The sequence below is a fragment of the Thiorhodovibrio litoralis genome (genome assembly GCF_033954455.1).
Lineage (GTDB): Bacteria > Pseudomonadota > Gammaproteobacteria > Chromatiales > Chromatiaceae > Thiorhodovibrio > Thiorhodovibrio litoralis.
Map to the genome: position 1 here is coordinate 4,897,180 of NZ_CP121473.1, position 26,819 is coordinate 4,923,998.

The window sequence follows — 26,819 nt, forward strand, 5'->3', positions numbered from 1 at the left end:
GCGCAGCCTCGATTGCCGTCAGAACTCAGAGAAAACAGAAGGCATCACCACGCCACGCGCAGCGGCAGTTGGGCACCGTAGGCATGCACCTCGCGCACGGTCACATCCCAGCGCGCCAGGCGTTCGGCCGGGTCCGGGTGCGTGTTCACCGAATGGCGCTCGCCATGCTCGGTGCGCCCGGCGCGCGCAAGCTTGGCCCACATGCTGCGCGCCCGACTGGCATCATAGCCGCCGGCTTCGAGAATATAAGCAGCAAGATAGTCGGCCTCGTTTTCCTGGTCTTTGGAATAGCGCAGTTGTCCGACCATTGCACCCACACCTGCGCCCATCAGGGCCGAATCGGCGATGCGCGAAGACCGTTCGTCACTGGCATAGTTCCCACCGGAGGTCGACGCCGCGCCGAGCGCGCCCATGACCAGACCACCCACCAGGGCGCCGCTCATGGCATTCATTCTGGTCTCGGCAATATGATTGGCGGCGTGATGTCCCATCTCGTGGGCAATGACCATAGCGATTTCCTCGTCATTCCGGGCGTAGCTCAGCACGCCTTTCTGGATGACGATGGTGTCGGCCCCGGCGGCAAAGGCGTTGAGCTCGGGATTGGACGAGTAGCGCAGATCCCATTGGCAGTTGTCCTCACCCATCTGGTAACACATCTGCGTCGCGCCGGGCTCGAGTCGGTTGAAAATGGCCCGAACCTTGGCCTCCGCGGCGCGGTCGCCGATTGGTCTCGATCGCGGTGGCGGCATGCTACGGATTTCCTGGCTCGCCTGCCCGACCGCCGCCGGACTCACCGGCTGTGACAAATGCACCGGCGTGGCGCAGGCGCCGAGGAAAAGCGTGAGCAAGGAGGCAGTCACCAAGGCCAAGCGAGGCCAGTTGGCATGAACGCATTGATGCCGGGCTTGATTGAAGAAAGATTGATTCATCATCACAAACCGATCAGGCAGAAAACTAAAACCGCTGGGGCCAGCGCCGGGCACCATGCAATACACGCAGAATGAGAACAAGGTCACCAACTACACGATAAGCCACAATGTAAGAGGTTCCGCTGATCACCAACTCGCGGGTATCCCTGACTCTGCCCAGGCGACCAATGGACGGATTTTGCGTCAACTGAGAAACGGCTGCAAAATCCGCTCAGCCACCTGCGCGGCCGTTTGGGGATTGTCTTCGGCGATATAAGCCCTAACCGCCTGCAAATCGCCAATTGCCCGTTCGTGCCATTTTAGCCGCAACTTGGCGGCTCCAGTTCAAAGCTCGCCCCCCAACTGCGAAGCCAGCGTTCGACCTCCTCATGTTCCACGATGCGCGCCTGGCCACTCTCGAGTTCACTTACGGCATCCTGAATGGCCGCCACCTGCCAGTCCTCATGCGCGACATAGCGCTCAATGGCGTCGACCATCAGCGACCCAGGCTGGCACCCAGTCGCCTGAGCCAGCAGGTTCAGACGATTCAGGGTCTCTGACTCCAGCCGGAGCGACACGGTTTCCTTCATACCCTTACCTCAGGTGTATTGGCCGACCTAAGAAACCAAAGATTGTGGACCAACACTCCAGGCCAACACTCCCAGCAATGCACCCTGGACTTGAATCAAGGCTGCGGTATCCGGTTTTCCGGAACCCGCCCAACAAGATGAACCCGAGAATCAGCGAAAGTTCCACACCAAGGCCAGTGTCAACAGCAGCAGAAGAATGCCATGCAGGCGATAATCCCACCACCAGCGGGTTCCGGGCTCGGGTTTGGACAGCGCCGGTGACCAGAGTGCCGGCGAGCGCTCAGCGGCGCTGACCGGCCAGAGCCAGCTGGTGGCGAGAAAAATCCCGGCGCTGACAAAAAACAGCAAGCCAGCAATCAGGGTGAAATGCAGGGTGATCACACCAAGCAGCCAGAGCCCGAACAGCACTGCCGAGATCAGATGCCCGCCGAGCAGCGTCGCGAGCGCGCTGCGCGGTCCGGCGCGAGCGACAAAGGCGCCGAGCAGAAAGACTGCGGCCACCGGCGGCACCAGGTAGGACAGCGCGGTTTGCAGGTAATGGAACAGCCCCTCGAAATGGCCGATCAGGGGTGCGATGATCGCCGCGAGCAGCATAAAGAGCAGGATGGCGACACGACCGATCCAGGCGGTGCGCCTTGGGCTCAAGCTGGGCCAGGCGGGCTTGATGAAATCGAGCGTCAGCAGAGTGGCGGCTGAATTCAGGGTGGAGTCGATGCTCGACATCAGGGCGGCGACCAGCGCGGCCAAAATCAGCCCGGTCAGACCCACCGGCAGCAGCTCGGAGATCAGTGCCGGGAACACTTGATCGCCATGCTCAAGCCCAGGCAGTATCTGAATCGCCATCACTCCGGGCAGCACCATGATGAAAAGCACCGGCAGCTTGAGCAGCCCTGCCAGCAGCGCGCCGGCGCGCGCGTGGCTGATGCTGCGTGCGCCCAGCACCCGCTGCACGATGAACTGATTAGTGCACCAGAAGTAAAATCCCAGCACCGGCACGCCGATCAGGGTGCCGAGCCAGGGTAGGTTCGGGTCATCCAGCGGCAGGAACAGGTGCAGCCGCTCGGGCGGCGTGGCCGCGACCAGCGCGCCCCAGTCGAAGCCGAGCTCGGCAAAGCTGAGCCAGGTGACCAAGCAGGCGCCGATGATGAGCAAAATGGCCTGGAGCACGTCGGTGTAGACCACGGCGGCCAGTCCGCCGGCGGCGGTGTAGCTGGCGGCGACTGCGGCCAGCAGCAGCGCGGCGGTGAAGAGATCCAGACCCGGCACCAGACTGGCCAGCACCAGGGCGCCGGCAAAGAGGGTGCCGGCGGTGTCGACCAGGATATTGGCGAGCAGCGTCAGCGCCGAGAAGTAACGCCGCGCGCGGCGGTCGAAGCGGCACTCCAGCCACTCGGGCACAGTGCCGATGCGGGCATTGAGATAGAGCGGAATGAACACCAACGCCATGACGACCAGAATGGGCGCGGCCATCCATTCGTAATTGGCGACCGCCAGCCCCCAGGTGTAAGCCGCGCCGGCCAGGCCGATCAGGGTGGTGGAGGAGATGTTGGAGGCAAAGAGCGACAGCCCGACCGGCGCCCAGTGCAGCCGCCGCCCGGCCAGGAACAGGTCCTGATCATCATGGGTGCGCCGCGCGACCAGCACGCCGATGACGGCAATCAGCACGAAGTAACCGCCGATAACGGCCAGATCGACGGCGGTGAGCGAAATCTGACTGAGGTTGATCTCTTTCACACGAACCTCGGCAAGCGTTCAGCCGTCATCCCTTGCCTGTTCGGCCGTTTGCGCGAGAAAGCCATCGATTTCACATGCAATGCGTTCCATCAGTGCCTCGACCGAGGCATGGTGCAAAGCGACCGCCGCCTGCGCGCTGCCTGCCGGGTCGCGGGCCGAGAGCTTGAGATTGCGCAATTCCTCGACACGCCTGGCCAAGGCTTCGCGATCGAAGCGAATTTCCGCGCGCAGTCGCTGGATGGTGCCGTTCATAATGACTCCCCTTCACTGTCGATGCGCTCGAGAAGGCTCGGCGGCGCTTGCTCAATCTCGACTAGATCGACGGGAGCTTGGAAGATGTTCATCAAGTCTCCAAGCGCGGCGAAGTAGCGCTCGGGCATCAGTCCGGCAACGGCCAGATCCACGTCGCTGTCGGCATGGCAACGACCTGTCGCGAGGGAGCCGAAAAGCACCACCCGCGTTGCACCATACTGATCTCGCAACAAGGCAACAGCCTGCGGCAGGTGCCGGCGCAGCTCAAGCGCACGCGCGCGGCCTTGGCGGTCGGATTCTTGCGCTAAACAGCGCAAATGCGCGGCGGCTTCAGCCGGCGTTACGACCACCGGTGGCCGGGCTGCGTCTGACGCCAAGTACGCGGAACTGTCAGATCGGGAGTTGCCGAACATGCCACAACGACCTCGCTCGATTAGCTTGCTTGATTAGCTCGGGCGCGCGGATTCTTCCTCGTCCTCATGACCACTCGACTGGTCATCGCCATCAGCCGGAGTCTGCGACGCCGCTCCCGACTCATCTGACTGCGACAGCTCTGTCAGCGATGCTGGCTCTGCATCGGGCGCCGGCGGCACCTGACAGGCGGCAAAGAAGTCGTAGTGGTCGATGGCTTCGAGAATACCGGCCGCGAAGGGCTCTTGGGCGAAGTAGATGCTCTCGGTGTCGATCAGCTTGGAGAGTTCCTCGTTGTGGCGGTTGGCGACTACCACGGCCAAGGTGTTGCCGCGCATCATGTCCTCGTCGGCGCCGGAGCCGCCGGCACACAGGCAATGCTCGAGCGGAATACCCCATTGGTCCGCTACATAGCGCAGTGCTAGCCCTTTGGATGCGCGCGCGGGGACCACGTCGAGGAACTGGCCGAAGGACAGATTGAGATGGACGTTCAGGTCGGCCTGATGCAGCAGACTGCCGATGTCATCGAGCGAGGGCGCGTGCTCAGGGTCGTAGAAGAAACTGACCTTGAAGCGACTTTGCTCGGACTTTTGCTGGGGCTTGACGCCCGGCAACTCCACGAGCAGGTCGCGCACCCGACGCGGATACCACAGGTTGTCAATATGCCGCGTCCAGGAGCCGTCGGCCGTGAGCTGGGGCGCGTAATAAATCTCGGTGCCCAGGGCGGTGATGAGCACATCGGGGCGCGGAATACCGTAGCGGCGCATGATAGCCAGCGCCGAGTCCAGCCGCCGGCCGGTGGCAATGCCGAAGGTGGAGCACTTGCGGTTGTCGCGCAGGATGCGGATGAAATCGGCAAGCGAATCCGGATCGCCGAGCAGGTTCTGGTCGAGATCGGTAAAGATGGCGCGGTCGTGGTAGAGAATTCGGCGGCGTGACAAGGGCGCTTGCGGCGGCGGCTGGACTTTCTCAAGCAGCGGGTCTAGCGCTTCCATGTAGCTGTCAGCATGAGCGCTCCAGGCATAGTGCTCGCGCACCCCGGCTAGGCCATTCTGCGCCAGTTTGCGCCAGCCGCTGGCATCGCACAGCACCTTGAGCAACGCCTTGGTGATGTCCTGCTTGTCGAGAGGGTCGATCAGGATGCCGTTTCTACAGTGGTCAATGATGTCGATGGGCCCACCATCCTCGGTGGCGACAATGGGCAGACCGCTGGCAGCGGCCTCAATCAGCGTCAGGCCAAAGGGCTCGGTCAGTGCGGGATTGATGAAGACCCCGCGCGAGGCAGCGGCAATCTGGTAAAGCAGCGCGACCTCATCGGCGCTGTGATGCTTCGGATAGGCCACCCGGCCGTAGAGATCGTGAAGGTCGATCAACAGCAAAATGTCGGTCAGCACCGTCTGGGCGCCGCTGTCCATGTCGCGCAGATCATCGCGATTACCGGCGACGATGACCAGATTCGCCGTTCTTTGCAGCTCCGGCGACTCACCATAAGCCTCAACCAGGGTGGCGATGTTCTTGCGCTCATCGGGGCGCGACAAGGCGAGAATCAGCGGCTTTTTCGGCTCGCGCAGAAAGCGCAGCAGCTCGTTGCGGATGGGCGCCTTCTGCTCGCGGCCATCGGGCGGACGGAAGCGTTCCAGATCTGTCCCGGGCGGAATCACCTGCATGCGCTCGGGCTGGTAGTGATCGTAGAGCCCGTATTGTTCTTCGATCTCCTGGGTGGTGCTGGTAATCACCAGGCTGGCCGCCCCCAGGGTTTCTTCCTCGGCATTGATACGCCGGGTCATGTTGTAGCGGGTGTCGATCACATCCTGCTTGACTCCAGAGGCCAGCAACCGTCGCCGCTTAACGCGCCCAAGCGAGTGGCCGGTATGCACCAAAGGCACGCCGAGCTGGGCGGACAGACGCACACCGACATAGCCTGCATCGGCGTAATGAGAGTGGATCAGGCAGGGCAGCCGGTCGGACTCGCGCAGAAAGCTCAGCGCATTATCGGCAAAGGTGTCCAGATGATCCCACAGCTGTTCCTTGGGCAGATATTCCGGTGGCCCGGCCTCGATGCGCACAATGCGCGCGCCGTCGCCGATGGGCTCGATGGGCACGGCGTAGTCCGGACTGATATTGGGGTCATCGACCAAGCGGGTGAAAAGGTCCACCTGATCCACATCCGGGCGCTTGGCCAGCGCGCGGGCCAGCTCGATGACGTAGAGAATCTGGCCGCCGGTGTCGGCATCGCGGCCCAGTTCCAGATCATGGCCGCGAAAGAGGCCATGGATACTCAGCAGGACAATGTAACGGGAGGGCGCGTCAGCAGTCATAATCATCGTGAAAAATCATGGTGGCAGGGGATTCAAGCGGATAGGCTAGAATCACGATAAGAAGCCAAGGCTTGATGGTGGATCACCGGTAGACATTTTCCGGGGTGGTCGGCACCATAAGCCTTCAGATGCAGTCTAACAAACTCAAGCGACCTTTCTCTGCCGCACTGATTCAGCCCCTTTTCAGGCGGCCAGCTTCCGGCCCGCGCAAGATGCGCCCTGGGCACGATCGGCGAATCCGCACAGCCCTCCAACAGCACAAAACTCGGGGTACGAGGTCCATCACACCAGGTGGCAAGCCTGAGCAGACCCTATAAAGGAGCACTTAGCATGCCAAGCACTGATACCACATCGCTTTATCAAGCCTTTCCGCATTTGCGCAAAATCGACGATCTTTGGGGCACGCGTGGCGCGCGCGACCTCCTCCAATCCCTGCTTTATGACAGTCGTGAGGGCAGCCGACACGGCTTTGAGGTCGACCATGCCTCGGCACTTTTCCAGCTGCTGATGGAGCATGACAGCCTCTTTCCTCAGTTCGATGACTCGCGCAGTTCAGATCCCGGCGCCGGCGACCCCCGGTAAGCAGCTAACCTGATAGCCAGCGCCGAGCTCTAGGCGCTCCGGAAAGGCGCGCGCGCACTCAGGTCGCGCCTGCGGACAACGCGGATGAAAATGGCAGCCGGACGGCGGATGGGCTGGCGATGGCATATCACCACTGAGGCGAATCACCTCACGTCCGCTGTCTTGGTCGATGCTGGGCACGGCGGACAAGAGCGCGCGGGTATAAGGATGGCGCGGATCAGTCAGCACCGCCTCGGCCGGCCCCTGCTCGACGATGCGTCCGAGATACATCACCGCCACCTGCTGGGCCAGGTAGGACACCACTGAGATATTGTGGGTGATGAACAGATAAGCGATGCCAAAATCCAGCTGCAGGGATTTGAGCAAATTGAGAATCTGCGCCTGCACCGAGACGTCCAGCGCGCTGGTTGGCTCGTCGCAGATAATGACTTTCGGTTCCACTGCCAACGCTCTCGCGATGCAAATGCGCTGGCGCTGACCGCCGGAGAACTCATGCGGATAGCGCATCATGGCCTCCGCGCCGATGCCGACGCGCTCGAGCAGCGCCGCCACCCGTTCGCGCCGCTTCGCGGCTGATTTCTCGATACCAAGCGCCTGCAAACCTTCCCCGACAATGTCGCCGATCAGCATGCGCGGATTCATAGACGCGAAGGGGTCCTGGAAGATGATCTGCAAATCCTTGCGCAGCCGGCGCATGCGCCCTGGTGCCAAGGCGGCGAGGTCCTGTTCCCGACTGGGCTGCCTGGCTGACGCGCCGCCGCGCTTCCCAGCTGAGTTTCCAGCCGGCGCGCGGTAAAGCACCCGCCCCCCCGTGGGCCGCTCGAGCCGCAACAGCCCCTTGCCCACCGTGGTTTTGCCGCAGCCGGACTCGCCGACCAGCGCCAGGGTCTCGCCGAGGTTAAGCGCGAGATCAACCCCATCCACTGCTCTGACGTGACCGACGACGCGCTTGAACAACCCGCGGCGGATCGGGAACCAGACCTTGAGACCTTCGGCGTGCAACAACGGCTGCAACTCGGGAGCGACTGTCGCGTCGGTTCGGGGGCCGCCCGCAGAGTCGGGCTTGCCTTCAGGCTCTGACTCCAGATTGCCTGAGCTCGCAGCCCGAGGCTCAGTCACGTCAAGCCCCGTATCCGAAACAGCGCCCGCAAGGCGATCCAGGCCAGAATCAGAGCCAAGATCCGGCTCCGAGCTCGCATCCGTCGCAAACCCAGCCCGATCCTCGCGCCACAGCAGGCAGCGCACTTGCTGATCCGGGCCGGCCTGATGCCAATCCGGCAAGGTTGACGGACAGGCAGCAAACGCCAGCTCGCAACGCGGTGCGAAACGACAGCCACTGAAGGCTTGATCGAGCGGCGGCACCCGCCCGGGAATCATTGCCAACTCGCCGCCACGCTTGTCCGCCGTCGGCAGGCTTTCGAGCAGCTTGCGACTGTAGGGATGCGCCGGTGCGGCGAAAAACTCAGCACAGCTTGCCTGCTCGACGATCTGCCCGGCGTACATCACCGCCAGGCGGTCAGCCGTCTCGGCCACCACGCCGAGATCATGGGTGATTAACAGCACCGCCAAGCCGGTGTCGCGCTGCAAGCCTTTGAGCAACTGCAACACCTGCGCCTGGATGGTCACATCCAGCGCCGTGGTTGGTTCATCGGCAATCAGCAACCGCGGATTGCCGGCCAAAGCCATGGCGATCATCACTCGCTGCTTCATGCCACCTGAGAGCTGATGCGGATATTCCTCGGCTCGCCGCTCCGGGTCGGGAATGCCGACCGCGCGCAGCAACTCGACGACCCGCTCTGAGATCCGCGCATTCCTGCCGGCGCTCTGGTTCTCATGCAAGCGCACCGCCTCGCCCACCTGAGTCCCGACCCGCAGCACCGGGTTCAGCGAGGTCTGGGGCTCCTGAAAAATCATTGCCAGTTGCCCGCCGCGCAGCGAACGCATATCGCGCTCCGGCAGGTTCAGCAGTTCCTGCCCGCCCAAGCGCACCGATCCCGCAACAATGCGTCCCCCAAGCGGGAGCAGCCGCATCAGCGAGAGTGCTGTCATGGACTTACCGCAGCCGGACTCCCCCAACAACGCCAGGGTCTCGCCGGGCGCGATACGCAGATCAATGCCATCGACCACGGTCACTGGCCGCGCCGCCCCGCCAAGCTGGGTGCGCAAACCGCTGACATTCAAAACCGGATCAGGCACCGGATTGGCCTCTGTGAAATCTTGGTTGGACATTGATATTTCGCTTCGATCCGGGAGAGATTAAAGAGGCGAAACGCGGCTCGCCAGAGGGCCCCAGCAGGCTTGCTCAGGCGCGGTTCAACGACTTGAGCGCGATGCGGATGATCTCCTCGGTGGAGTCCGCCTGCTCGCTGGCGGCGCGCGCCATGCGGGTGGCATCGGCCGGGCGGTAGCCGAGCGCCTCAAGGGCATGCACGGCCTCGGTCAGCGGGCTGATCTCCGCCGTCATCTGGGGCGTGCGGCCGGTCGTGGTTGCCGCCGTGGTGCCCGCCGGGGGCAAGTCGGCGCCGAGGCGGTCTTTCATTTCGATCACCAGGCGCTGGGCGGTTTTCTTACCCACGCCGGGCACCCGGCACAGTGCGGCGAGGTCTTCGTACTGAACGCATTCCGCAAAGCGCGCGGCGTCCATGGAAGACAGGATGGCCAGCGCCATTTTTGCGCCCACGCCGGTGATTTTGAGCAAATGGCGAAAGAGCGCGCGCTCTCCCGCGCTGCCAAAGGCATAGAGTACGTGGGCATCCTCGCGAACAATCAGGTGTGTTTGCAGGGTAACCGGGGCGCCAAGCTCGGGCAGGTCGTAGAACACCGACATCGGCGCCTCGAGCTCATAGCCTACGCCCTGCACATCCACCATCAGCTGCGGTGGATGCTTGGCCAGCAAGGTTCCGCGAAGGCGTCCGATCATGGTCGAAAGTCCCGCCATGAGGCCGCCGCGCGCTTGCGCGCCGGGATACCCATGGAGTGCGCGTGACAGAGCGCGATGGCCAGGGCGTCAGCCTCGTCCTCGCCCGGCAGCGTCGTCAAAGACAGCAGCACCCGCACCATGTGCTGTACCTGGAGCTTGTCCGCGCCGCCGGTGCCAACCACAGCGAGCTTGACGGATTTGGCGCTGTACTCGTGAACATCCAGCCCACCCTTGAGGCCGGCGCACAGAATGGCTCCACGCGCCTGCCCGAGCTTGAGCGCGGCGGTCGGGTCGCGCGCAAAAATCAGCTGCTCGACGGCCATCTCATGCGGGCGGTGCTCTTCGACCAGCACGGCGATGCGATCGAAGATCAGCTCCAGGCGCTCTGGCCAGCCATATTGACCAACTCGAATGCAGCCGCTCGCAACACAGCGGCTGTGCCGCCCGTCGCTATCGATCACCGCATAGCCGGTGTTGCGTGAGCCGGGGTCGACACCCAGAATACGGTGGCGCAAAGCTGGGGGCGCAGTCATAGTGTTTTCCTGCGGCGGGCTCTTGGGTTTTTGGCGCTTTGCTTGATGGCGCCTTGGTTGATCGAAAAACAGCTGGTGGTCACGAGAAATGCCATCTTCCCTAGCCCTTGGCTGATCAGGCATCCAGCTCCGCCATGATGTCATCGCTGATGTCGGCGTTGTGGTAGACATCCTGCACGTCGTCGAGATCATCGAGGGTGTCGATCAGCTTGAGCAGTTTTTCTGCCGTGTCGCGGTCGAGTTCGACATTGGTCGCGGCATTGAAGCTCACCTCCGATACGCTGGTGTCAAAGCCCGCCCCGGCCAGAGCCTCGCGCACGGCGGCGAAGGTCTCGGGCAGGGTCACCACGTCGAGCGAGCCGTCCTCGTTGACCACCACGTCCTCGGCGCCGGAATCCAGACCGGCCTCGATCACGCTATCCTCGTCGGTGCCTGGCTGAAAGCTGATCACGCCCTGCTTGGTGAACAAATAGGCCACCGAGCCATCAGTGCCCAGATTGCCGCCATGTTTGCTGAAAGCATGGCGCACCTCAGAGGCAGTGCGGTTGCGATTATCGGTCATGCAATCGACCATGATGGCGACTCCGCTCGGGCCATAGCCCTCGTAGCGGATTTCTTCGTAATTGTCGCCGTCATCGGCGCCGGCACCGCGCTTGATGGCCCGGTCAACGGTGTCCTTGGGCATGTTGGCGCCCACGGCCTTGTCGATGGCCAGGCGCAGGCGCGGATTGGAGGAAGCGTCCCCGCCGCCCTCGCGCGCAGCGACCGTGACCTCACGGATCAGCTTGGTCCAGATCTTGCCGCGCTTCTTGTCCTGCGCAGCCTTGCGATGCTTAATATTTGCCCACTTACTATGGCCTGCCATGCGCTGCCCTCAAAATCGTCCCATCGTTACTAACGCTCATGGTGCAGCAAAATCCAGGAGGATGAAGCTGCTGTTTCGTTCCCGTAAGGTACCGGCCCGCGTCCGCAGCCTGTCGAGCGGGCTGCGGACGCGGGCTGGGTGTTCTGTTGGGCTGCAGTTTAGCATCCGACATCGAGTGAAGCCGAACGTCGTTAACGGCAGACGCAACCCGATAGCTTGCGACTGGCGTTGTCCCGGATGAGTCTTCACAGACAAGGCATTACGGACATTCATGCAGCATCACCTGAACCCTCAACGCCAAGTAACTTGGATCATGGGTTTTTTCTCTAAACAGGTTAGACTTTGACCCCAAGCGACCAATGCCGCAGAATCACAGCAGAACAGCATGAACATAGACAGCGTGCGCATCATGCTGCTGAACATCAGCCGGGAGACGTCCCAGTGTCGAACATGACGCATTTCGAGCATCCGTTGAACGAGCGCATTCGCACCTTTCTGCGACTTGAGCATCTGTTTGAAAAATATGACCATTTCCGAGCAGACGAGACCACATGGGGAACGCGCGCGGCGCTTGAAGGTCTGCTGGATATTCTTGCGATCACCTCGCGCTCGGATATCAAAAGCGAGCTGGCTAAGGAGCTCGACCGCAACGCCAACGCGCTCGGGCGCGTGCGCGATCAACCGGGCGTCGACCCGGGCATGCTCGACGATGTGCTCGCCCGTCTCGGGGCGGCGCAACGTAGCTTGCTTGCGCTTCACGGGCAGATCGGCGCGGCGGCGCGCGACGATGATTTCATGAAAGCCATCGCCCAGCGCAACAGCATTCCCGGCGGTGCCTGCAGCTTCGACCTGCCGCACTATCACCACCTGCTGACCAAATCACCGGAGGCACGCGCGCAGCTGCTCGCGCGCTGGAACACCGAGCTTGAGCCGGCCAAGAACGCGATTGATCTCGTCCTGTCGCTCGCGCGTTCAAGCAGCAACGCCCGCTCGATCACGGCGCAGCAGGGATTTTTTCAGGAAACGCTCGAGACAGGCGCGCCCACCCAGTTGATCCGCGTTGGACTCAACCCGGATCTCGACTGCTTTCCGGAAATCAGCGGACATCGCAACCGCTTCAGCATCCGCTTCCTGACTGCCCAGGGAACCGCCCGCCCCACCCAAACCGCGGCCGACATCCCATTTGAGCTGACCTGTTGCGTGTTCTGATCGTCAGTGACAGTCCCCTGCCCAACCTGCGGTAAAGATGTTGTCTGGTCGCCCGACTCGCGTTGGCGGCCGTTCTGTAGCGCGCGCTGCCGGCTGATCGATCTGGGCGACTGGCTCGACGAAGCGCATCGTATTCCGGGTGATCCGGGAACCCCTGACGAAATTGCTGACGAAGAGACTCAGACACGACAACACTGAGCGCCAAGAGACACCAAAGCTGTGGCATCAGTTGGCCACAATCCGGCGCGATGTGGGAGGGTCGGCGCCCCGGCATCAGCCAAGGCAGCCAGCCCCCCAAAGAGCTTTCAGCGCTTGATCCAGAGTCTCAAGTTGCGCGAACTAACATCCGCGTCTCGCGTACTTCCCGTAAACGAAGGCTCGACGTCCTCGGAAATTAATCGCCAACCAAGTGCGATTCTTGACCCAGCCCAAAGCAGAGTGGCAGGACCCGCCTCGAAGCACCCCAATTACCGCACAGTCCGTTGACGGACACGAACGCACATTCAAACCCGATGTCGTCCGGAAAGGGATCGCCGCATCAGCATTTTCGGGCAAGACGGCCATGGAGCCGACAGCAAGCGACCCGAGCAGAGCCAGCACTGCCGGAGACATCAGATAACCAACTTTTGTTCTAGCCACATGCATTTTAATCACCTTATTTTGTGGATTTTCAAAGTCATGAAGTCTGCTCCACGCTCATTTCCGCAAGAGCGGCTTTAATTATAGTCTGAAAATGGCAAATTTTTGCAATCCTGACGCGTTTGTGTGTCTCCGCCGGCCCGTCATGGAACACGCAGCAAAGCCACTTAAGGAAGCCACGACCACAGTTCTATCAAGAAAAAGCGTACGAGCGCTTTGGTAAAAGCGATGATCACCAAGGTCTGTCCCGCCTCGATTTTGGCATATCCGCTCATTCCGGTTTTCAGCGATTCATCTGGGTTCGGCAGCATCGCGACCACTGTGACAATGGGCCCGTAGGTTTCCATTGTTGTGTCGGGCGCAATTTCTGTCACAGCTCCCGAAAAGCCTTGGTACGGATTCATCCACGCTTTGAATCGAACTTTGCTCCCAAGATGGACATCTGAAATATCCGCCTCGGGCACACTAATTTCCACCCGAACTGTCCGTGTGTCTTCCACGACGGCAAACAGCTCACCTTCAGCGAGATATTTTGAACGGAGGTTTTGCAACGTCAGGGTAACGATGCGCCCGGTAATCGGCATGCGCAGGTAGGTGCGCCGCAACTCCTCGCGAAAATAGCTCAATTCCTCCTGCAGCTTTTCGAGTTCGGCTTGCGCCGCTGCGATTTCGTTGGGATTGACCTGCGCTTTCAGCGCATCTAAATTCGCCAGGTTTTCCGCGACCTTTTCAGAAGCAATATCGCGCTCTCGTTTGGCATCCTCGTAATTCTGGACCGAGACAGAATCATTTTCGAAAAGCCGAGCGATTCTGTCCGCCTTATCTGTGTTGTATTGGAGCTCAAGGCGGGCGATATCCAATTGCTTCTCGGCCAAGCGAATCGCTTCCGCTGAAGGCGTCGTGCGCAGGCGATCAATCTCGTACTTTTTTGCATTGACGGCCGCTTCGGTTGCCAGCACATCTTTTTGTTGCCGGTGATTGGCCATTACTGCAATCACCGTTCCCTTATCAACCATCTCCCCGCCGTTGAAGAATACTTGCTCGACGATTCCCTCCCGATCGGGATAAACCTCATGTCGAGCAAACGGCAGAATCACCGCATCGCCCCCAACCTCGTAGGCGTAAGGCAAAAACAGGCAAGCAAAGAGAAAAATCGGCAACAAATAGCGCCTGCCAAGACTGAAAATTCCTTTTCCAGAGGCTCCAGAAGCGCCGACTTGCGGTTTGACTAGACGCAGCTCTTTAAATGACTGACTCTCGGCCCCGACTCCGCTCTTCGTCGATTCCATCGGCGCAATTTGGAATCCTGGCGCCGACCTACCCTTATGGGAGCGCTGACGCAGAAAATGATGCGTCACGTAGGCAAAGAGAACAAGAAACAGCGCGACTCCAGCTCCTTGATAACTCGACTCAAGCCGCCGAGCCAGTATTGTCGCAACGAGCGCAATAAGGAGGGCGGGAAAAGCGATCGATGCCGCCCCAAACAACGCTAACGTCGGAGAGTCCTTGATGTATTTTCCGACCACGCGTGGTCGCCCAAAGATCAATCCGCGCAGTGCACTTTTTGCACGATCGTGCAAATTTGGGATCCGAGAATAATTTGCCAGGAACCGATAGCCGTCGCTAGACCACAATGGCGTCGCAGCCAGAAGAAAACTGATTGCCGCAACAAACGCCAACTTAGCTCCCACGATGGATAGAAGGCTTCCCGATGGGCGCATGGCGAGCCACAATGTCGTGCCCAAGCTGAATAGGACCATGCGCACCAGCAAAGGTGTGGCACTCAGCCACATGCGCTGCGATCTGTTTGTGTCTGGCGTTAGAAGAATCTGCGCATTGAAACGCGGGATCAATCCAAACGCTAGCACCAAACCAAAACTTGGCACATCAAGCCCAAAGTGCCGCCCAACGACCGCCCGCATGACCTGAATGCTCAGATTTACCGTAACAGCCATGAAGACCAAGTGTCCCAGCAGCCCAAACTGGAGCCTCGCAGTGGCGAGTGAATCCGCCACCAAATCCCGGTTCAACCACACAGCTACGACGGAATAGAACAGCAATACAGGGATCAGCCAAAGCGCAAAGCGAAACGGTGACATGACCCGCAGCAGAGCATCCGAAATGCGCTCTGGTCTGAGAATGTGCCAATGCCCCGCAGGCGCGGACTCCTCTGCCTCGCCTTGCAATTCCTCACCCAGGTCTAGCCGCGTTGCTTCCAGCTTGCGAGACTCTTCCGTTGCCGTCTCCGTTTTCTGAGAGTCCCCTTTCCGTGGTTGGCCTGATTGCGCCTCACCCGATAGCGGCGCAGCTAGCCTCGACTTACCCAACCGGCTGGGGGTATTCTGTACATCGTTATACTGAATCGGAGGCGCTTGCTCTTGGCTTTCATTGAGCAACCCCCAATCCTTTAACATTGAGAGAAGCTCCTCGAAGGCATCCATCCCCTCTTCCCGGCCGAATCTTGCGCGAAATTCTGCCATCAGCGTCTCAGGGTCATAGGGGCGCTGTAATGCTTCGATCAGGAAGGCTTCCTCTTCACCGAACTCGAACACTTTTCCAGAAGCCGGATCGCGGACTTGAAAAATTGCGCTATCTTCCGAACACTTCAGCAAGACGCCCCTGCGCAACCCCGGCATGGCTCGGCTGGAATTCTCTTTCATCGCATAATCACTGATGACCGATTCCCCGCTCTCACTTCATTCTCGGCCTGTCTTGGTTGAGCGCAACATCAGATATCGTGAGGCTGCAGCAGGCGATCCAAATTCTTTCACCCTCGACATCTACCACGAACGACTTAAGCCGGGAGAAAAGAAACGGTCCATTGTTGTATTTATTCACGGCGGAGGGTGGAATGGAGGAGACAAGGCATGCTTTTTGGCATCGAATGGACAATCCATGCCGGAGCATTTTGTCAGAAATGGCTACGTGTTTGCGTCCGTCAACTACCGCCTTGCTGAAAGAGCCGAATCGCCGCCTGTTGGAATTCCTGACATGGCATCCGATATTGCAAAGGCCCTCAAATGGTTGTCAATCAACGGACGACGCTATGGCGGGAGGAAGACCGAATTTATTCTTATTGGTTATTCATCCGGAGCCTACTTGGCGATGCTTGTGGCGACTCACCAGAAATACCTCAGCTGTTTTCGCCTCGGCCCCGACTTGTTATCAGCTGTCATTGTTCTCGACATGCCGCTCTTCGATATTCCAATGACGGTCCAAATTTTAGAAAACAAAGAAAGTGGACTTCCGGATCAAGAACGACGACTTCAGAGCCTTTATCAATTTTTCGGAAAAACACCTGCTGAGCAGGAAGCCCTATCGCCTGCCCATCAACTCGGACCATGGCTGACTCAGACCGCGTTCCTGATCGTTTCTGTTGGCCAGCACTTTGGACATCGCCAGTGGCTCACCAGGCGCATGGGAGAGAACTTCCAGCGACGACTTGCCAGCATTGGCGCGCGCGTTAAGCATTTACATTTTGAAGACAGGGACCACAAAAATCTCATCTTGCAATTTGACAGCGAACTGGCCAGTAGTATTGATGGCTTTCTCCGCTCCCTACCATCTCTGCCAAGTCGAGCCACTCGTGCCTGACCAACCTTGAGAATGCCCCCCGGTGTGGGAACCCATTTCTGATGAAGGAAAGCCCTGCTGTTCCTGGACGATGGATGCCACTAACCGCATCCCGGTTGGCATTAAAGCTTTCAGGCCCCCACGATTCGCCAGCAGAACAAGTCCGATTTTTGGCTCTTCAAGCCAGATGATCGCTGCACTGAACCCGGCCACCAAACCTTCTTTGAAATGCACATCCAATCCTCGCGGAGTGTGTCGAATCCGATGCGCATACCCAACCGCCAAATTAGGCTGTTCTTGCCCAACCTTATCAAGCTCGCGGTTTACCTCGGCAGCCGCGGAACTCAGAGCCCCGCTGTTCAAACCGGTTAACACCCTCAATAGGCGGTTCATGTCGTTGACGTTACTGATAAGGCCGCCGGAACCAGCTAGAACCCCCATGTCTGAAGGGGATACGGCGGTCAGCGAATCGCTCTGCTCGTCATAGCGATAACCTTGCGCGAACGCGTACCCGCTATCAGTGCAAGCCGCTACTTGCACACAGGTGCTGTTCATCTCAAGTGGCTGCATGACCACGTTTCGAATTAAATCTCTCGAGTTCCGATACCCGTAATGGTTTTGGAGCGCCATGCTCAGCATACCAATCCCAAGGTTCGAGTACCTGAAACTTGTTCCGGGAGTCATTGAAGGGCTACAACCTTTATCCCGCACACAAGCCTCCATGTTTGCTCTGCTGTAATTCTTTGCAGGCATTATTTTTCGCTCACGTGCGTCTTGGGCAGCATTATCTCGCTCTGTCAGGTTAGAAGGAAAATTTGGCAATCCGGAGCGATGCGTTACAAGCTGCTGCAGCGTGATGCGCTCGTCAATATCTAACGAATCATCCAAGAGGTCATCGACCTTGGTGGCAAGCTGTACGTCCCCGTCACTAACGGCCTTAGCCAATATCAAGGCGACAAACATCTTGGATACAGAACCGATAGCAAACAAGGTTTCGCCATCCACCTTAACCTGTTCACCAATCCGCTGACTGCCAAAACCGAGCGACAGGGTTTCGTGATCACTGACAAAGCCGACAGCTATCGCTGGCGCTTGATCCTGGGCTTGTTCTCCGACAAGAGGGCTGACAAATTGGGCGATAAGATTATTTATTTCGCCATCAGCTAGCGAAGCGGACTCACCATTCGACAGCGAAGCCCACTCACCATTCGACACCGAAGACGACTCAAAAGACGAGTCCGAAACAGAGAACGGGCGATCGTCCAAGTCGGGTAGCGGCCCCGGCGAAAAAGCGCGGCGCGAAGAAACGACCGGCGCATAGCGCAGATCAGGTAGTCGTCCCCGATTAACGGTCGTGCCTGACCCGGGATACGGTGGCGGCCAATATTGCGGGGTACCCTCTAGAGATGAGAGAGGCGCCAGCGTGGGTGGATATTGTTGATTATTTTGGGCACATGAGAGAGTTGCGGTTATTGATGTCAAGGCAACAACCGAGAGCACCGCGAAAATTTTGCGATCTTGATTCATATAAGCCCTGCGGTCTGCCGGTTCATTGAGAGACGGAAATATCGACCAAGCGCTCTAAAACCCCGATCACGGAATCGCAGAGTCCCTGGATGCTTTCTTTCTTGAAGCGTTTTTGGCCAAAAGCGAAACGAAAGACCAGCTTGCCTTTAATGATTCCAGCGCCGATCTCTATGAGGTGCCTGCGCGTTCCTTCATCAGACTCAGCCAGTTGTATTTTGCCGGTTTCCGCTAGCGCGCCCCACTCCGCATGCACATGAGACCGTTCGTCCCGCGGCGTATCCGCAGCATCGGTCTGCCCTGCGAAGTTGAATGTCACGTCAGGCTCCGGAATCGCTAGCATTGCCTGCCTGACATTTTCATCCGTGCTCAAGTAGCGCAATGCTGAATAGCTAATGCCCCGAGCAGGAATACTTTCGACGGTCTCAAGTGCCGCTTTTATCCTATGAACAAGATTCTGGGATGATTCAATGGTAAGAGTCACAGGATAAAAACTCGTGAACCAACCGAGCGAACGCGAAAGGTTTAAGTCGGTACCAACAGGCTCACGCCCTTGGCCTTCAATCTTGATGTGGATGACTGCGTTTTCAGTCCACTCACTGAACCCGATCGCAAGTCCTGCCAGTAACAGATGGCTTAGCCGGCTTTCAAAGATTACCGGAGCCCGCTCGATTAGCCTCTGAGTTTTCGCAGCTGACAATTCGCCAAAAATCGAAGATGTCGTCGATAGTGAGTGGTCCGAGCCCGGGAAATCTACCGGGAGTGGTTGTCGCTCAAGCGCGCGCGTCCAATAGGACACATCAGCCATCGCCGCTGGTGAGTTTGCAAAGTCCACCAAGGCCTGCGCCCATTCCTTGAAAGAGTTTGTCTTTAAAGGTAAGCGCGGCGTTTGAACGCTAGCAAGCTGCCGATAGACAGTCATTAAGTCTTCTACGAAGGGCGACCAGGATACGATATCCATCACAAGATGATGCACGATCAGGAGTAAACGCCCTTCCTGGTTAGACCCGGCGTTAAACCAGCATACTTTGAAAATTGGTCCGCGTTGAAGATCGAGCGAGCCGTTCAAATGCGCGAAGGTCTCGTCAATCCGCGCTGCCCAATCAGGTTTTGGCAATGCTGAGAGGTCAACCGTGCTGAAAGGAACAGAATCGATATCCAAAGAGTTAAATTGCTGCCAAGCGCCCTGGCTATCTTGGCGATACCGCATACGCAAGGCATCATGATGCGCGCTGACCGCACGAATGGCCTCTTCCATCTTGGTGCGGTCCAGTGCTGTAGGTGTCGGGATCACCATCCATTGATTGAAATAGGCCGGTTTTCTGCTTTCTTGTTCGAAAAACCAGCGCTGAACGGGCGTCAGCGGCACATCTCCGCCCACCAAGCCCTGTTCAGCCTCAATGGCAACTGTGCCAGCGCCTAGAACAGCGGCAAGCTCGGCGACGGTCTGATGCTTGAACATTTCCTGCAAGGACAATGGATGACCGGCCTCGGTGAGTCGAGCAACAACGCGGATGCTCATGATTGAGTCGCCGCCTAGCTCGAAATAGTTCGAGTGAATTCCAACCTTTTCCAGGCCAAGGACGTCCTGCCAGACGTCTGCAATCAATTTTTCGAGATCAGTTTCGGGCTCAACATAGGCATCCTCGGATTGCAGCTCGCTTGCAGTGGGCAGCGGCAAGGCGTTGCGGTCAATTTTGCCACTCGTCGTCATCGGAAATGCGTCGCACGGCACCAGAAAAGCAGGGACCATATAATCCGGCAGGGTACTTCTTAGGTATCGGCGCAGCCCATCGATGTCGGGCTGGGTTTTATCCACCGAGGTGACGTAGCCTGCGAGTCGACTGACCCCTTCGCTGCGATGCACCACCACAACCGCTTGATCGACTTCGGGATGACGCTTTAAGACAGTCTCGATCTCACTGAGCTCGATACGATAGCCACGAATCTTTACCTGATGATCCAAGCGCCCCAAAAAATCCAGCTGTCCATCAGGAAGCCACCGGACCAGGTCGCCTGTGCGATAAAGGCGCTCCCCGGGTTGATCGGAAAACGGATGGGGGACAAAAGCCGCAGCGGTCTGACCGGGCCGGTCCAGGTAACCGCGGCTCACGCCTATCCCACCGATGTATAGCTCGCCCGGCGTCCCGACAGGAACGGGTCGCATGCAAGAGTCAAGAACATAGGTCTCAACGTTCGGCAACGGGCGTCCCAACGGCGGCTTGCCGCCCGCACTCCAGCCCCATGCAAGAGTGGCGCCGATGGTCGTTTCGGTCGGACCGTAGCCGTTCATGAAGTGGCGGTTTTTTTGCCAGTGACTGGCCAAATCCGGGTCTAAGCTGTCTCCGCCAACAGTGAGGCCTTTCAGTTCGGAAAGCTCCCCAGACACCCTCGGCATAGCCTCCAACGCGGCTGCGGAGAGCGTCAAAGCGCTGATATGTTGCCTCTTCAACGTGTCGATGAGCAGCGGACCTGGCATCAATGCGTCTTGGTGGGCAAGATTCAGAGTTGCTCCGGCTACCAAGGTGCGAAAGATTTCGCCGATGGCTGCATCGAAACTTAGCGAGAGCGTCTGTAGAACCTGGCTTTCATGGTCGATTTTGAACAGAGGAATCTGCGCACGAATCACATTGGCCAGATTGCCATGCTGCACCATCACCCCTTTTGGTAGCCCTGTCGAACCAGAAGTGTAGATGACATAGGCGAGATTCTTAGAATCAATGGCTACCGGCGGCGGTGTCATTGACTGTGCCGAGTCAGCACTGGCGAGCTGATCAAGGATTAGCCGATCGCACCCGTCCGGAACTCTCTCGGCCAGCTCGGGTTGGGTCACGGCCAGAGAGACATTTGCATCCTGGAGGATATAGGCTATCCGCTCCGGCGGAAGACTCGGGTCGATAGGCAGGAAAGCGCCCCCAGACTTCATAATGCCGAGCAATCCAATGAATGTTGCCAAGGAGCGCTCGCCAAACCACCCGACGACTATCTCCGGGCCAACGCCATGTTCGCGCAAGCGATGCGCAATCTGGTTGGCGCGCTGGTCGAGTTCGCGGTAGCTCAAAGCCTCTCCGCCAAGGCGGATGGCAATCTGGCAAGGCCGAACGACGGCGTGCTCGGAGATCAACTCATGCGCGCAGCGCGTTGTTTTTTCACCTAGCCCTGACTGACTGAACTCGCGGACAATGCGGTGACGCTCTTTCGGAAGCAGCATGGGCGCATTATGCAACGCTCGGTCCGGCTCGCTAACAGCGAAGCGAATGAGTCGTTTCAAATGAGCACCCATGCGTTCGATAGATGCTCGCGAGAACAGGTCGGCATTGAAAATCAGTTTGAGCTCGAGGCGATCTTCCCGTTCCTGGGCATTGAGCACCAGGTCGAAATTTGCCGTCTCCTGCTCCGGTGCAAGCTGGCGCGTTAGTGCGTTGCCAAAACCTAGTTCCCGCTCGATTTTTTGATGAACAAACAGCACCTGGAATAATGGATTATGGCCAAGATCGCGATGCACACCGAGGCGCTCCACCAGTCGCTCAAATGGCACCTCCTGATGATCGTAGGCATCAAGACAGGTGCTACGAACTTCCTCGATGAACTCGCGGAAACTTTGCTGCCCTCTAACTCGACTGCGGATGACGATGGTGTTTACAAAATACCCGATCAGACGCTCGAGATGCGGCTGAGCACGGTTTTCAGTCGGGGTACCAACGCAGATATCGTCTTGCCCTGAGTGGCGCGCTAAAAGCACCTTGAACGCGGCCAATAACACCATGAACATCGTGGCGCCTTGTTCAATCGCGATATCCCGCAAGCCTTGTAGTAAGTCTTCCTCAAGCCAGACGCTAACTTGACCGCCGCGATAACCTTGCGCCTCTGGTCGCGGATAATCACTTGGAATCTCCAGAACACTGACTTCTTCGAGCTGGGTCTTCCAATACTCAATGTGCGCCGCGATCTGTTCTCCCTGCATCCAGTCGCGTTGCCAAATTGCATAATCAGCATATTGGATTGACAGCGGCGGTAATCGCGCGGGACGATCCTGACTGGCAGCGACGTAGAGTTCGTTTATCTCGTGCGACATAATTGCCATCGAACGGCCATCCGCGGCAATATGGTGAAGCGTCATCGACAGGGTAAAGACATCCTCTTCGCTTTTAATCAACTGATAACGGAGCACTGGCCCCGCCTCCAGGTCCCACGGGATACGGGTCTGCTCACGAAGCTTTCGCTCGACCAAATCCTGCCTGACTTCGCGAGGCAACTCGGTAAGATCCTCGAAAGGAATCGTGACAGGCTGAGCCTCCGCGATAACCTGAAAAGGCTCGCCATCAATGGCGGAAAAACTTGTCCGCAGAGTTTCATGGCGCTCAACCAGCAGCGTCAATGCTCTATCGAGCGCCGAGCGGTCAACTTTGCAACCGAAGTGGATAACGCAGGGAAGAGTATAAGACACGCTTCCCGGGTTGAGCTGATCAATCAACCACATCTGTTGCTGGGAATAGGACAGAGGCGCCTTTTTTCCATGCTCGATCTTGGTCAAATCAGGCTGCGACAACGCAAGATCCGGGATACCAGAGGCGAGACATGCGTCGATCCACGCCGCCATGTCCGTCACGGTTCGCGCCTTCATCAGGACACTGAAGGGAATCGACAGCCCGTAGCGCTTACCCAGCTCGGTGATAATGCGAACTGCCATTAAGGATTCGCCGCCAAGCTGAAAGAAATCCGATTCCGCTCCGACTTCACCGAGACCGAGAAAGCGAGCCCAAACCGCTGCTACGGACTTTTCTGTCGGCGTATCCGGTGCACGCGACACCGTCTCCTTCTCGATAATTCGAGCCATCTCCGTAACTTTGGGCTTAGGCAAGGCCCGGCGATCGGTCTTTCCATTCGGAGTTAACGGGATACTCTCAAGAGGCAGATAGAATGCGGGAGTCATGTGCTCTGGCAGCTTTTGGCGAACATGCTTGCGCAATTCAGCGGCAAGCGGAGGAACTTCACCGGTTGTGACAATATAAGCAACCAGACGTTGGTCTTCTGAAACCACGACAGCAGCCTGAGCAATTTGCGCGTGCTGTCGAATCACACTTTCGATCTCCTCCAGCTCAATTCTCAGACCCCGCAACTGAACTTGCTGATCAATCCGCCCCAGGTACTCAAAATTGCCATCCGGCAGCCAGCGTCCAAGATCACCGGTTTTGTACATACGGCTTCCGGGAGTCGAGCTGAACGGGTTGGGAAGAAATGCCTGCGCGGTCAGCTTCGGTTTTTCCCAGTAGCCATGCGCGACATGCTCGCCGGAAAAATACAGCTCGCCGACAATTCCAACCGGAACCGGGCGCAAAGCCTCGTCCAGCACGTAGCCCTGCATATTTCCCATGATCCGGCCAATCGACATCGGATCGTAAGGAAGATCTTCTGTGGTGTCGCAACGGGTAACATCCCAGATCTCCGTAGCTCCGTACAAATTCGTCAGAACAGCATCTGGCATTGCTGCGACGAAGCGCGCGGACAGATCCCCAGGCAGCGCTTCGCCGCTGCAGATCCAGTGGCGCATGCGTGGCAGCCGCTCGCCGAGGTCGGGCGCGGTATCGAGCATCGAGCGCAGCAATGAAGGCACCAATACCATGCGTGTCGAACCCGACTCCGCTAGCGCATCAACGAGTTTTGCCGGGTCTTTGACCTGGTCATCAGGGATCAGGGTGAGTGGCAAGCCATTACTCCAGGCGCTCCAAAGTTCCCACCCTGAGTCGACGAAACAGATGGAAGTCTTTGCGCAGAGTGCCTCATCCGACGCAAAAGAGTGCGGCTCGATGAACATGCGATTAACCGGCACACGATGCGGGATCATAATTCCTTTCGGTATTCCAGTTGATCCCGATGTGTAGAGCACATAGGCAAGATCTTCAGGGCTTAGCGTCAGATCTGGATTGGTTACTGGCTTAGCGGACCACGTATTCGCTTCGAGGTCGAAACAAATAATTCGCGATACCATGTCCTTAAACTGCTGCGCCCATTTTTCCTGACTGACGAGCAGCGACGCGCCTGAGCTCTCCAGCATCAGTTTCAAGCGATCGAGGGGATAATTTGGATCAAGTGGCACATAAGCAGCGCCCGCTTTTAAAATGGCCAACAAGGTGACCACCATGTCGAACGAACGGTCCAGGCAGAATGCTACCAACTGCCCCCGCCCAACACCGATTGAAATCAAGTAATGCGCAAATTGATTCGCTTTCTGATTGAAAATGCCATAGCTGTAGGATTGATCTAGGTAGTGAACAGCAGGTGCATCTGGAGTGGATGCTGCGTGCTGCTCGAACAACTGATGCAGGGCCATGTGCGCTGGGTATTGGGTGTGCGTTTGGTTCCATGACACCAGTGTGCGCCTCGACTCTTCCTTGGACACCATCGAAAGCTGTCCAACAGGCATCTCCAGGCCCTCTGACATGGATTTCAGGAGCGTCACAAATTGCTCGCCTAATTGTCCCGCGCTGCCTCTGGTAAAGCGACGGTTGTTGTAGACAAGGATCAATACCAAGCGATTCAACGCAGGCTTCGCAAACAACAAAAGCGGCATGCTTTGGTTGATTGGTGCCATCACACTATCTTCGCCTTCCTCCGCACTATCCTCCTCAGGCTGATGCGTGTTATTTATGTCGATGACCGACTCGAACAACAGACTTCCACGAGGCACTTCGCTCCAGCGTTGGATCTGAGCAAGTGGGCTGTGCTGATGCTCGCTCAGCGCAGTTTGCTGTTTTTGCACATACTTCAGCCAATCACTTAAAGGCGCTGCATCATCTACCCTTACAAGCATCGGCAGTGTATTGAGAAACATCCCCACCATCCTCTCGATCCCCGTTAAAACAGGCGACCGGCCAGACACCAGAGAACCGAAGACTACAGTCTCTCGTGCACTGTATCGACTTAGTAGCAAAACCCAGGCCGCCTGAATCACGGTATTGAGCGATACCTGACTGCGCCTCGCCATTTCCCTCAGCCGTTCAAACTCAGTGCCCTTGATTTCTAGGGGCCACTCTTCGGACTTAAGCGGGTAACCGGCCTGCCGCCCGGCACCGAGATCGTAAGGCAGCGGCGTGGGCTCACGAAAATCTTTCAGGTAGTTTTGCCAAAAACGTCTCTCGCCCTCAGGTGATTGACTCTCCAACCACCCAATGAAAACACGAAACGGGCGAGGCGGCAGGAGATTCGCTGTGGTCCCGCGCAGAATCGCACGGTAGCAGGCTCGCACCTCTTCCAGGAGAATCGGGTTCGACCAACCGTCGAGCAGTAGATGATGATGACTGAATACGAGAAAATCAGACTCCGACGATCGCTTTATCAGGAACAAACGGAAAAGCGGCGGCCGGGCTAGATTGTAGCCCTGTTGCCGATCCTGGCTGAGAATGCTACGCAGTTCGATCTTTTGCTCCCAACGCGACAAATGCGCCAAGCTCCGCTTCTCAATCCGAACCTCGACCTTTGGATTGACAATTTGTAACGGCCGATCCAACCCCTCCCAGAGAAAAGATGTACGCAGCACTTCATGTCGATCAACCACCTGTTGCCATGCTTGCTCCAACGCCCAATGGTCAATCTGATTGAGCAGATGAACGCCTTGGGAAACGTACATCCCCACGCCCTCGTCGGCCAGGGAATGAATAAGCATCCCTTCCTGTAAGGGCGAGAGTGCGTAGGTAAGCCCGCGCTCGCCTGACTCTTTGTCACTACGTGCCTCTTCCGAGATGCCTGATACACCGCCACTTAAATCTTTGCTAGGATTCCGGCTACTCATTCAAGCCATCCCTTTGCTACTGAGAGATAATCGCCCCGCCCCACCAAGGTCATTTGGTATCAACTGTTTTGACCAAAGCTCAAAAGATCTCCTGAGAGTCTCACCTGTACACCAAGCAACATGAGGCGACAGAATCGTTTTCGCACACGTGCTTAACGGATCTCCTATTGGCAAAGGCTCTTGTCGAAAAACATCTGCGCAGTAGTACCCGAGATGCCCATCCTTCAAAGCGGCGATAACTGCTTCCCCATCTACTAAGTCGCCACGCGAAACATTAATCAAAATGGCGTGCCTTTTCATCCGCTGGATAGCTTTTGCATCTAGCATCTGACGCGTTTCTTCAGTAAGCGGAATAGCAAGCACGACACAATCACTTTCCTGCAATAGTTGATCGATCCCCACCCAGGACACGTTCGCAATGGGAGGATGCCTTGCGAGATCACGTTTCACCACCAGGGTTTCCATACCCCAGCACCCACACAACTCGACAATGCGTCGCCCAATATTCCCAAACCCGACCACCCCAAGCGTCTTTCCCCGCAAAGTGAGATTCGTGGTCAGCGCTTGATTCCACTGCCCTTGCCGCACGGAGAGATCGAATTGCACAAGCCCTTTACTAGCACAAAGCAGTTGTGCCAAAGCAAATTCCGCCACCTCATTGCAATAAACGTCGTCCGGCAATTTTGTTATTTTAATGTCACATTCTGCGGCTTTACCGTGATCAATCAAGGAGGAAACGGACTGATAGAGGAAATTAATTTGACGAATACGCCCTCGCAACTTCTCCAGCAAGGCCGAGTCAAACACAAAATTGAAAACATCGACCATTAAGACGTCGATACCATCTTTTTCTATCGTTTGAACTAATTCATCTCGAGTAATATGGCCCTCACGAAACTCCCCTGCGATATATTCCGGATAGAACTTTTCAAGATTCTCTCGACAAACCCCAATATAAAGTAGCTTCATCGA

Annotated in this window: 19 protein-coding genes; 4 read left to right on the top strand and 15 right to left on the bottom strand. The window is 57.8% G+C overall.

From position 1 onward, the window contains the following. Positions 1-44 precede the first annotated feature (44 nt). The 7 genes from Thiosp_RS22285 to Thiosp_RS22315 form a co-directional block, all read right to left on the bottom strand. On the bottom strand, positions 45-848 hold the full coding sequence (locus Thiosp_RS22285) for a M48 family metallopeptidase (RefSeq protein WP_201067557.1): 804 nt from the start codon (positions 846-848) through the stop codon (positions 45-47). Positions 849-954: 106 nt separating this feature from the next. Then, positions 955-1,116 (bottom strand): type II toxin-antitoxin system RelE/ParE family toxin, encoded by a 162-nt coding sequence (locus Thiosp_RS22290; RefSeq protein ID WP_242518673.1) that lies wholly within the window; start codon positions 1,114-1,116, stop codon positions 955-957. A 112-nt stretch (positions 1,117-1,228) separates the two neighbouring features. Then, complete coding sequence (locus Thiosp_RS22295) at positions 1,229-1,498, bottom strand: CopG family ribbon-helix-helix protein (protein ID WP_201067560.1); 270 nt, start codon at positions 1,496-1,498, stop codon at positions 1,229-1,231. Between the two features lie 150 nt (positions 1,499-1,648). After that, positions 1,649-3,232: a sodium:solute symporter family transporter gene (locus Thiosp_RS22300; protein WP_201067562.1), complete on the bottom strand. Its 1,584-nt coding sequence runs from the start codon at positions 3,230-3,232 to the stop codon at positions 1,649-1,651. 18 nt (positions 3,233-3,250) lie between these two features. Then, complete coding sequence (locus Thiosp_RS22305; RefSeq protein WP_201067564.1) at positions 3,251-3,484, bottom strand: hypothetical protein; 234 nt, start codon at positions 3,482-3,484, stop codon at positions 3,251-3,253. Further along, positions 3,481-3,861 (bottom strand): nucleotidyltransferase family protein, encoded by a 381-nt coding sequence (locus Thiosp_RS22310; RefSeq protein ID WP_201067566.1) that lies wholly within the window; start codon positions 3,859-3,861, stop codon positions 3,481-3,483. Before Thiosp_RS22310 ends, Thiosp_RS22305 begins: the two co-directional genes overlap by 4 nt. A 69-nt stretch (positions 3,862-3,930) precedes the next feature. Further along, positions 3,931-6,219: an HAD-IIB family hydrolase gene (locus Thiosp_RS22315; RefSeq protein ID WP_242518676.1), complete on the bottom strand. Its 2,289-nt coding sequence runs from the start codon at positions 6,217-6,219 to the stop codon at positions 3,931-3,933. 324 nt (positions 6,220-6,543) lie between these two features. Here Thiosp_RS22315 and Thiosp_RS22320 point away from each other — a divergent pair, with 324 nt between their 5' ends. Further along, positions 6,544-6,795 (top strand): hypothetical protein, encoded by a 252-nt coding sequence (locus Thiosp_RS22320; protein WP_201067568.1) that lies wholly within the window; start codon positions 6,544-6,546, stop codon positions 6,793-6,795. On the opposite strand, the gene Thiosp_RS22325 is transcribed toward Thiosp_RS22320, so the two are convergent. The 4 genes from Thiosp_RS22325 to Thiosp_RS22340 form a co-directional block, all read right to left on the bottom strand. Next, positions 6,766-9,024, bottom strand: coding sequence for an ABC transporter ATP-binding protein (locus Thiosp_RS22325; RefSeq protein WP_201067570.1), 2,259 nt, complete (start codon positions 9,022-9,024; stop codon positions 6,766-6,768). The genes Thiosp_RS22320 and Thiosp_RS22325 overlap by 30 nt on opposite strands. Positions 9,025-9,097: 73 nt before the next feature. Next, on the bottom strand, positions 9,098-9,715 hold the full coding sequence (gene ruvA / locus Thiosp_RS22330; RefSeq protein ID WP_201067572.1) for a Holliday junction branch migration protein RuvA: 618 nt from the start codon (positions 9,713-9,715) through the stop codon (positions 9,098-9,100). Next, on the bottom strand, positions 9,712-10,248 hold the full coding sequence (gene ruvC, locus Thiosp_RS22335) for a crossover junction endodeoxyribonuclease RuvC (protein ID WP_201067574.1): 537 nt from the start codon (positions 10,246-10,248) through the stop codon (positions 9,712-9,714). Before ruvC ends, ruvA begins: the two co-directional genes overlap by 4 nt. 115 nt (positions 10,249-10,363) lie before the next feature. After that, complete coding sequence (locus tag Thiosp_RS22340) at positions 10,364-11,113, bottom strand: YebC/PmpR family DNA-binding transcriptional regulator (protein WP_201067576.1); 750 nt, start codon at positions 11,111-11,113, stop codon at positions 10,364-10,366. Positions 11,114-11,563: 450 nt separating this feature from the next. Here Thiosp_RS22340 and zapD point away from each other — a divergent pair, with 450 nt between their 5' ends. Together zapD and yacG are read left to right on the top strand one after the other, a co-directional pair. Next, positions 11,564-12,322, top strand: coding sequence for a cell division protein ZapD (zapD, locus tag Thiosp_RS22345; RefSeq protein WP_207188083.1), 759 nt, complete (start codon positions 11,564-11,566; stop codon positions 12,320-12,322). A 6-nt stretch (positions 12,323-12,328) separates the two neighbouring features. Beyond that, positions 12,329-12,520, top strand: coding sequence for a DNA gyrase inhibitor YacG (gene yacG / locus Thiosp_RS22350; protein WP_201067578.1), 192 nt, complete (start codon positions 12,329-12,331; stop codon positions 12,518-12,520). 608 nt (positions 12,521-13,128) lie between these two features. On the opposite strand, the gene Thiosp_RS22355 is transcribed toward yacG, so the two are convergent. Continuing rightward, the gene (locus Thiosp_RS22355) at positions 13,129-15,621 is read right to left on the bottom strand and encodes an HlyD family secretion protein (RefSeq protein WP_201067579.1); all 2,493 of its coding nucleotides are present in this window, start codon (positions 15,619-15,621) and stop codon (positions 13,129-13,131) included. A gap of 13 nt (positions 15,622-15,634) precedes the next feature. Between Thiosp_RS22355 and Thiosp_RS22360 the strand changes: the two genes are divergently transcribed. Continuing rightward, on the top strand, positions 15,635-16,555 hold the full coding sequence (locus tag Thiosp_RS22360) for an alpha/beta hydrolase family protein (protein WP_201067580.1): 921 nt from the start codon (positions 15,635-15,637) through the stop codon (positions 16,553-16,555). On the opposite strand, the gene Thiosp_RS22365 is transcribed toward Thiosp_RS22360, so the two are convergent. Genes Thiosp_RS22365 through Thiosp_RS22375 form a run of 3 tightly spaced genes read right to left on the bottom strand, consistent with a single transcriptional unit; the run spans position 16,520 to position 26,816 of the window. Continuing rightward, on the bottom strand, positions 16,520-18,061 hold the full coding sequence (locus tag Thiosp_RS22365) for a serine hydrolase domain-containing protein (protein WP_201067581.1): 1,542 nt from the start codon (positions 18,059-18,061) through the stop codon (positions 16,520-16,522). The genes Thiosp_RS22360 and Thiosp_RS22365 overlap by 36 nt on opposite strands. A 22-nt stretch (positions 18,062-18,083) precedes the next feature. Next, entirely contained in the window at positions 18,084-25,847 is a 7,764-nt protein-coding gene (locus Thiosp_RS22370; protein WP_201067582.1) for a non-ribosomal peptide synthetase, read from the bottom strand. Then, complete coding sequence (locus Thiosp_RS22375; protein ID WP_201067584.1) at positions 25,848-26,816, bottom strand: 2-hydroxyacid dehydrogenase; 969 nt, start codon at positions 26,814-26,816, stop codon at positions 25,848-25,850. Positions 26,817-26,819 lie beyond the last annotated feature (3 nt).

Excerpts from the sequence above, each read along its gene's own strand:
- Thiosp_RS22295 (WP_201067560.1), bottom strand. The coding sequence starts at position 1,498 with ATGAAGGAAACCGTGTCGCTCCGGCTGGAGTCAGAGACCCTGAATCGT.
- Thiosp_RS22305 (WP_201067564.1), bottom strand. The coding sequence starts at position 3,484 with ATGAACGGCACCATCCAGCGACTGCGCGCGGAAATTCGCTTCGATCGC.
- Thiosp_RS22315 (WP_242518676.1), bottom strand. The coding sequence starts at position 6,219 with ATGATTATGACTGCTGACGCGCCCTCCCGTTACATTGTCCTGCTGAGT.
- Thiosp_RS22320 (WP_201067568.1), top strand. The coding sequence starts at position 6,544 with ATGCCAAGCACTGATACCACATCGCTTTATCAAGCCTTTCCGCATTTG.
- Thiosp_RS22325 (WP_201067570.1), bottom strand. The coding sequence starts at position 9,024 with ATGTCCAACCAAGATTTCACAGAGGCCAATCCGGTGCCTGATCCGGTT.
- ruvA (WP_201067572.1), bottom strand. The coding sequence starts at position 9,715 with ATGATCGGACGCCTTCGCGGAACCTTGCTGGCCAAGCATCCACCGCAG.
- ruvC (WP_201067574.1), bottom strand. The coding sequence starts at position 10,248 with ATGACTGCGCCCCCAGCTTTGCGCCACCGTATTCTGGGTGTCGACCCC.
- Thiosp_RS22340 (WP_201067576.1), bottom strand. The coding sequence starts at position 11,113 with ATGGCAGGCCATAGTAAGTGGGCAAATATTAAGCATCGCAAGGCTGCG.
- zapD (WP_207188083.1), top strand. The coding sequence starts at position 11,564 with ATGACGCATTTCGAGCATCCGTTGAACGAGCGCATTCGCACCTTTCTG.
- Thiosp_RS22355 (WP_201067579.1), bottom strand. The coding sequence starts at position 15,621 with ATGAAAGAGAATTCCAGCCGAGCCATGCCGGGGTTGCGCAGGGGCGTC.
- Thiosp_RS22360 (WP_201067580.1), top strand. The coding sequence starts at position 15,635 with ATGACCGATTCCCCGCTCTCACTTCATTCTCGGCCTGTCTTGGTTGAG.
- Thiosp_RS22365 (WP_201067581.1), bottom strand. The coding sequence starts at position 18,061 with ATGAATCAAGATCGCAAAATTTTCGCGGTGCTCTCGGTTGTTGCCTTG.
- Thiosp_RS22370 (WP_201067582.1), bottom strand. The coding sequence starts at position 25,847 with ATGAGTAGCCGGAATCCTAGCAAAGATTTAAGTGGCGGTGTATCAGGC.
- Thiosp_RS22375 (WP_201067584.1), bottom strand. The coding sequence starts at position 26,816 with ATGAAGCTACTTTATATTGGGGTTTGTCGAGAGAATCTTGAAAAGTTC.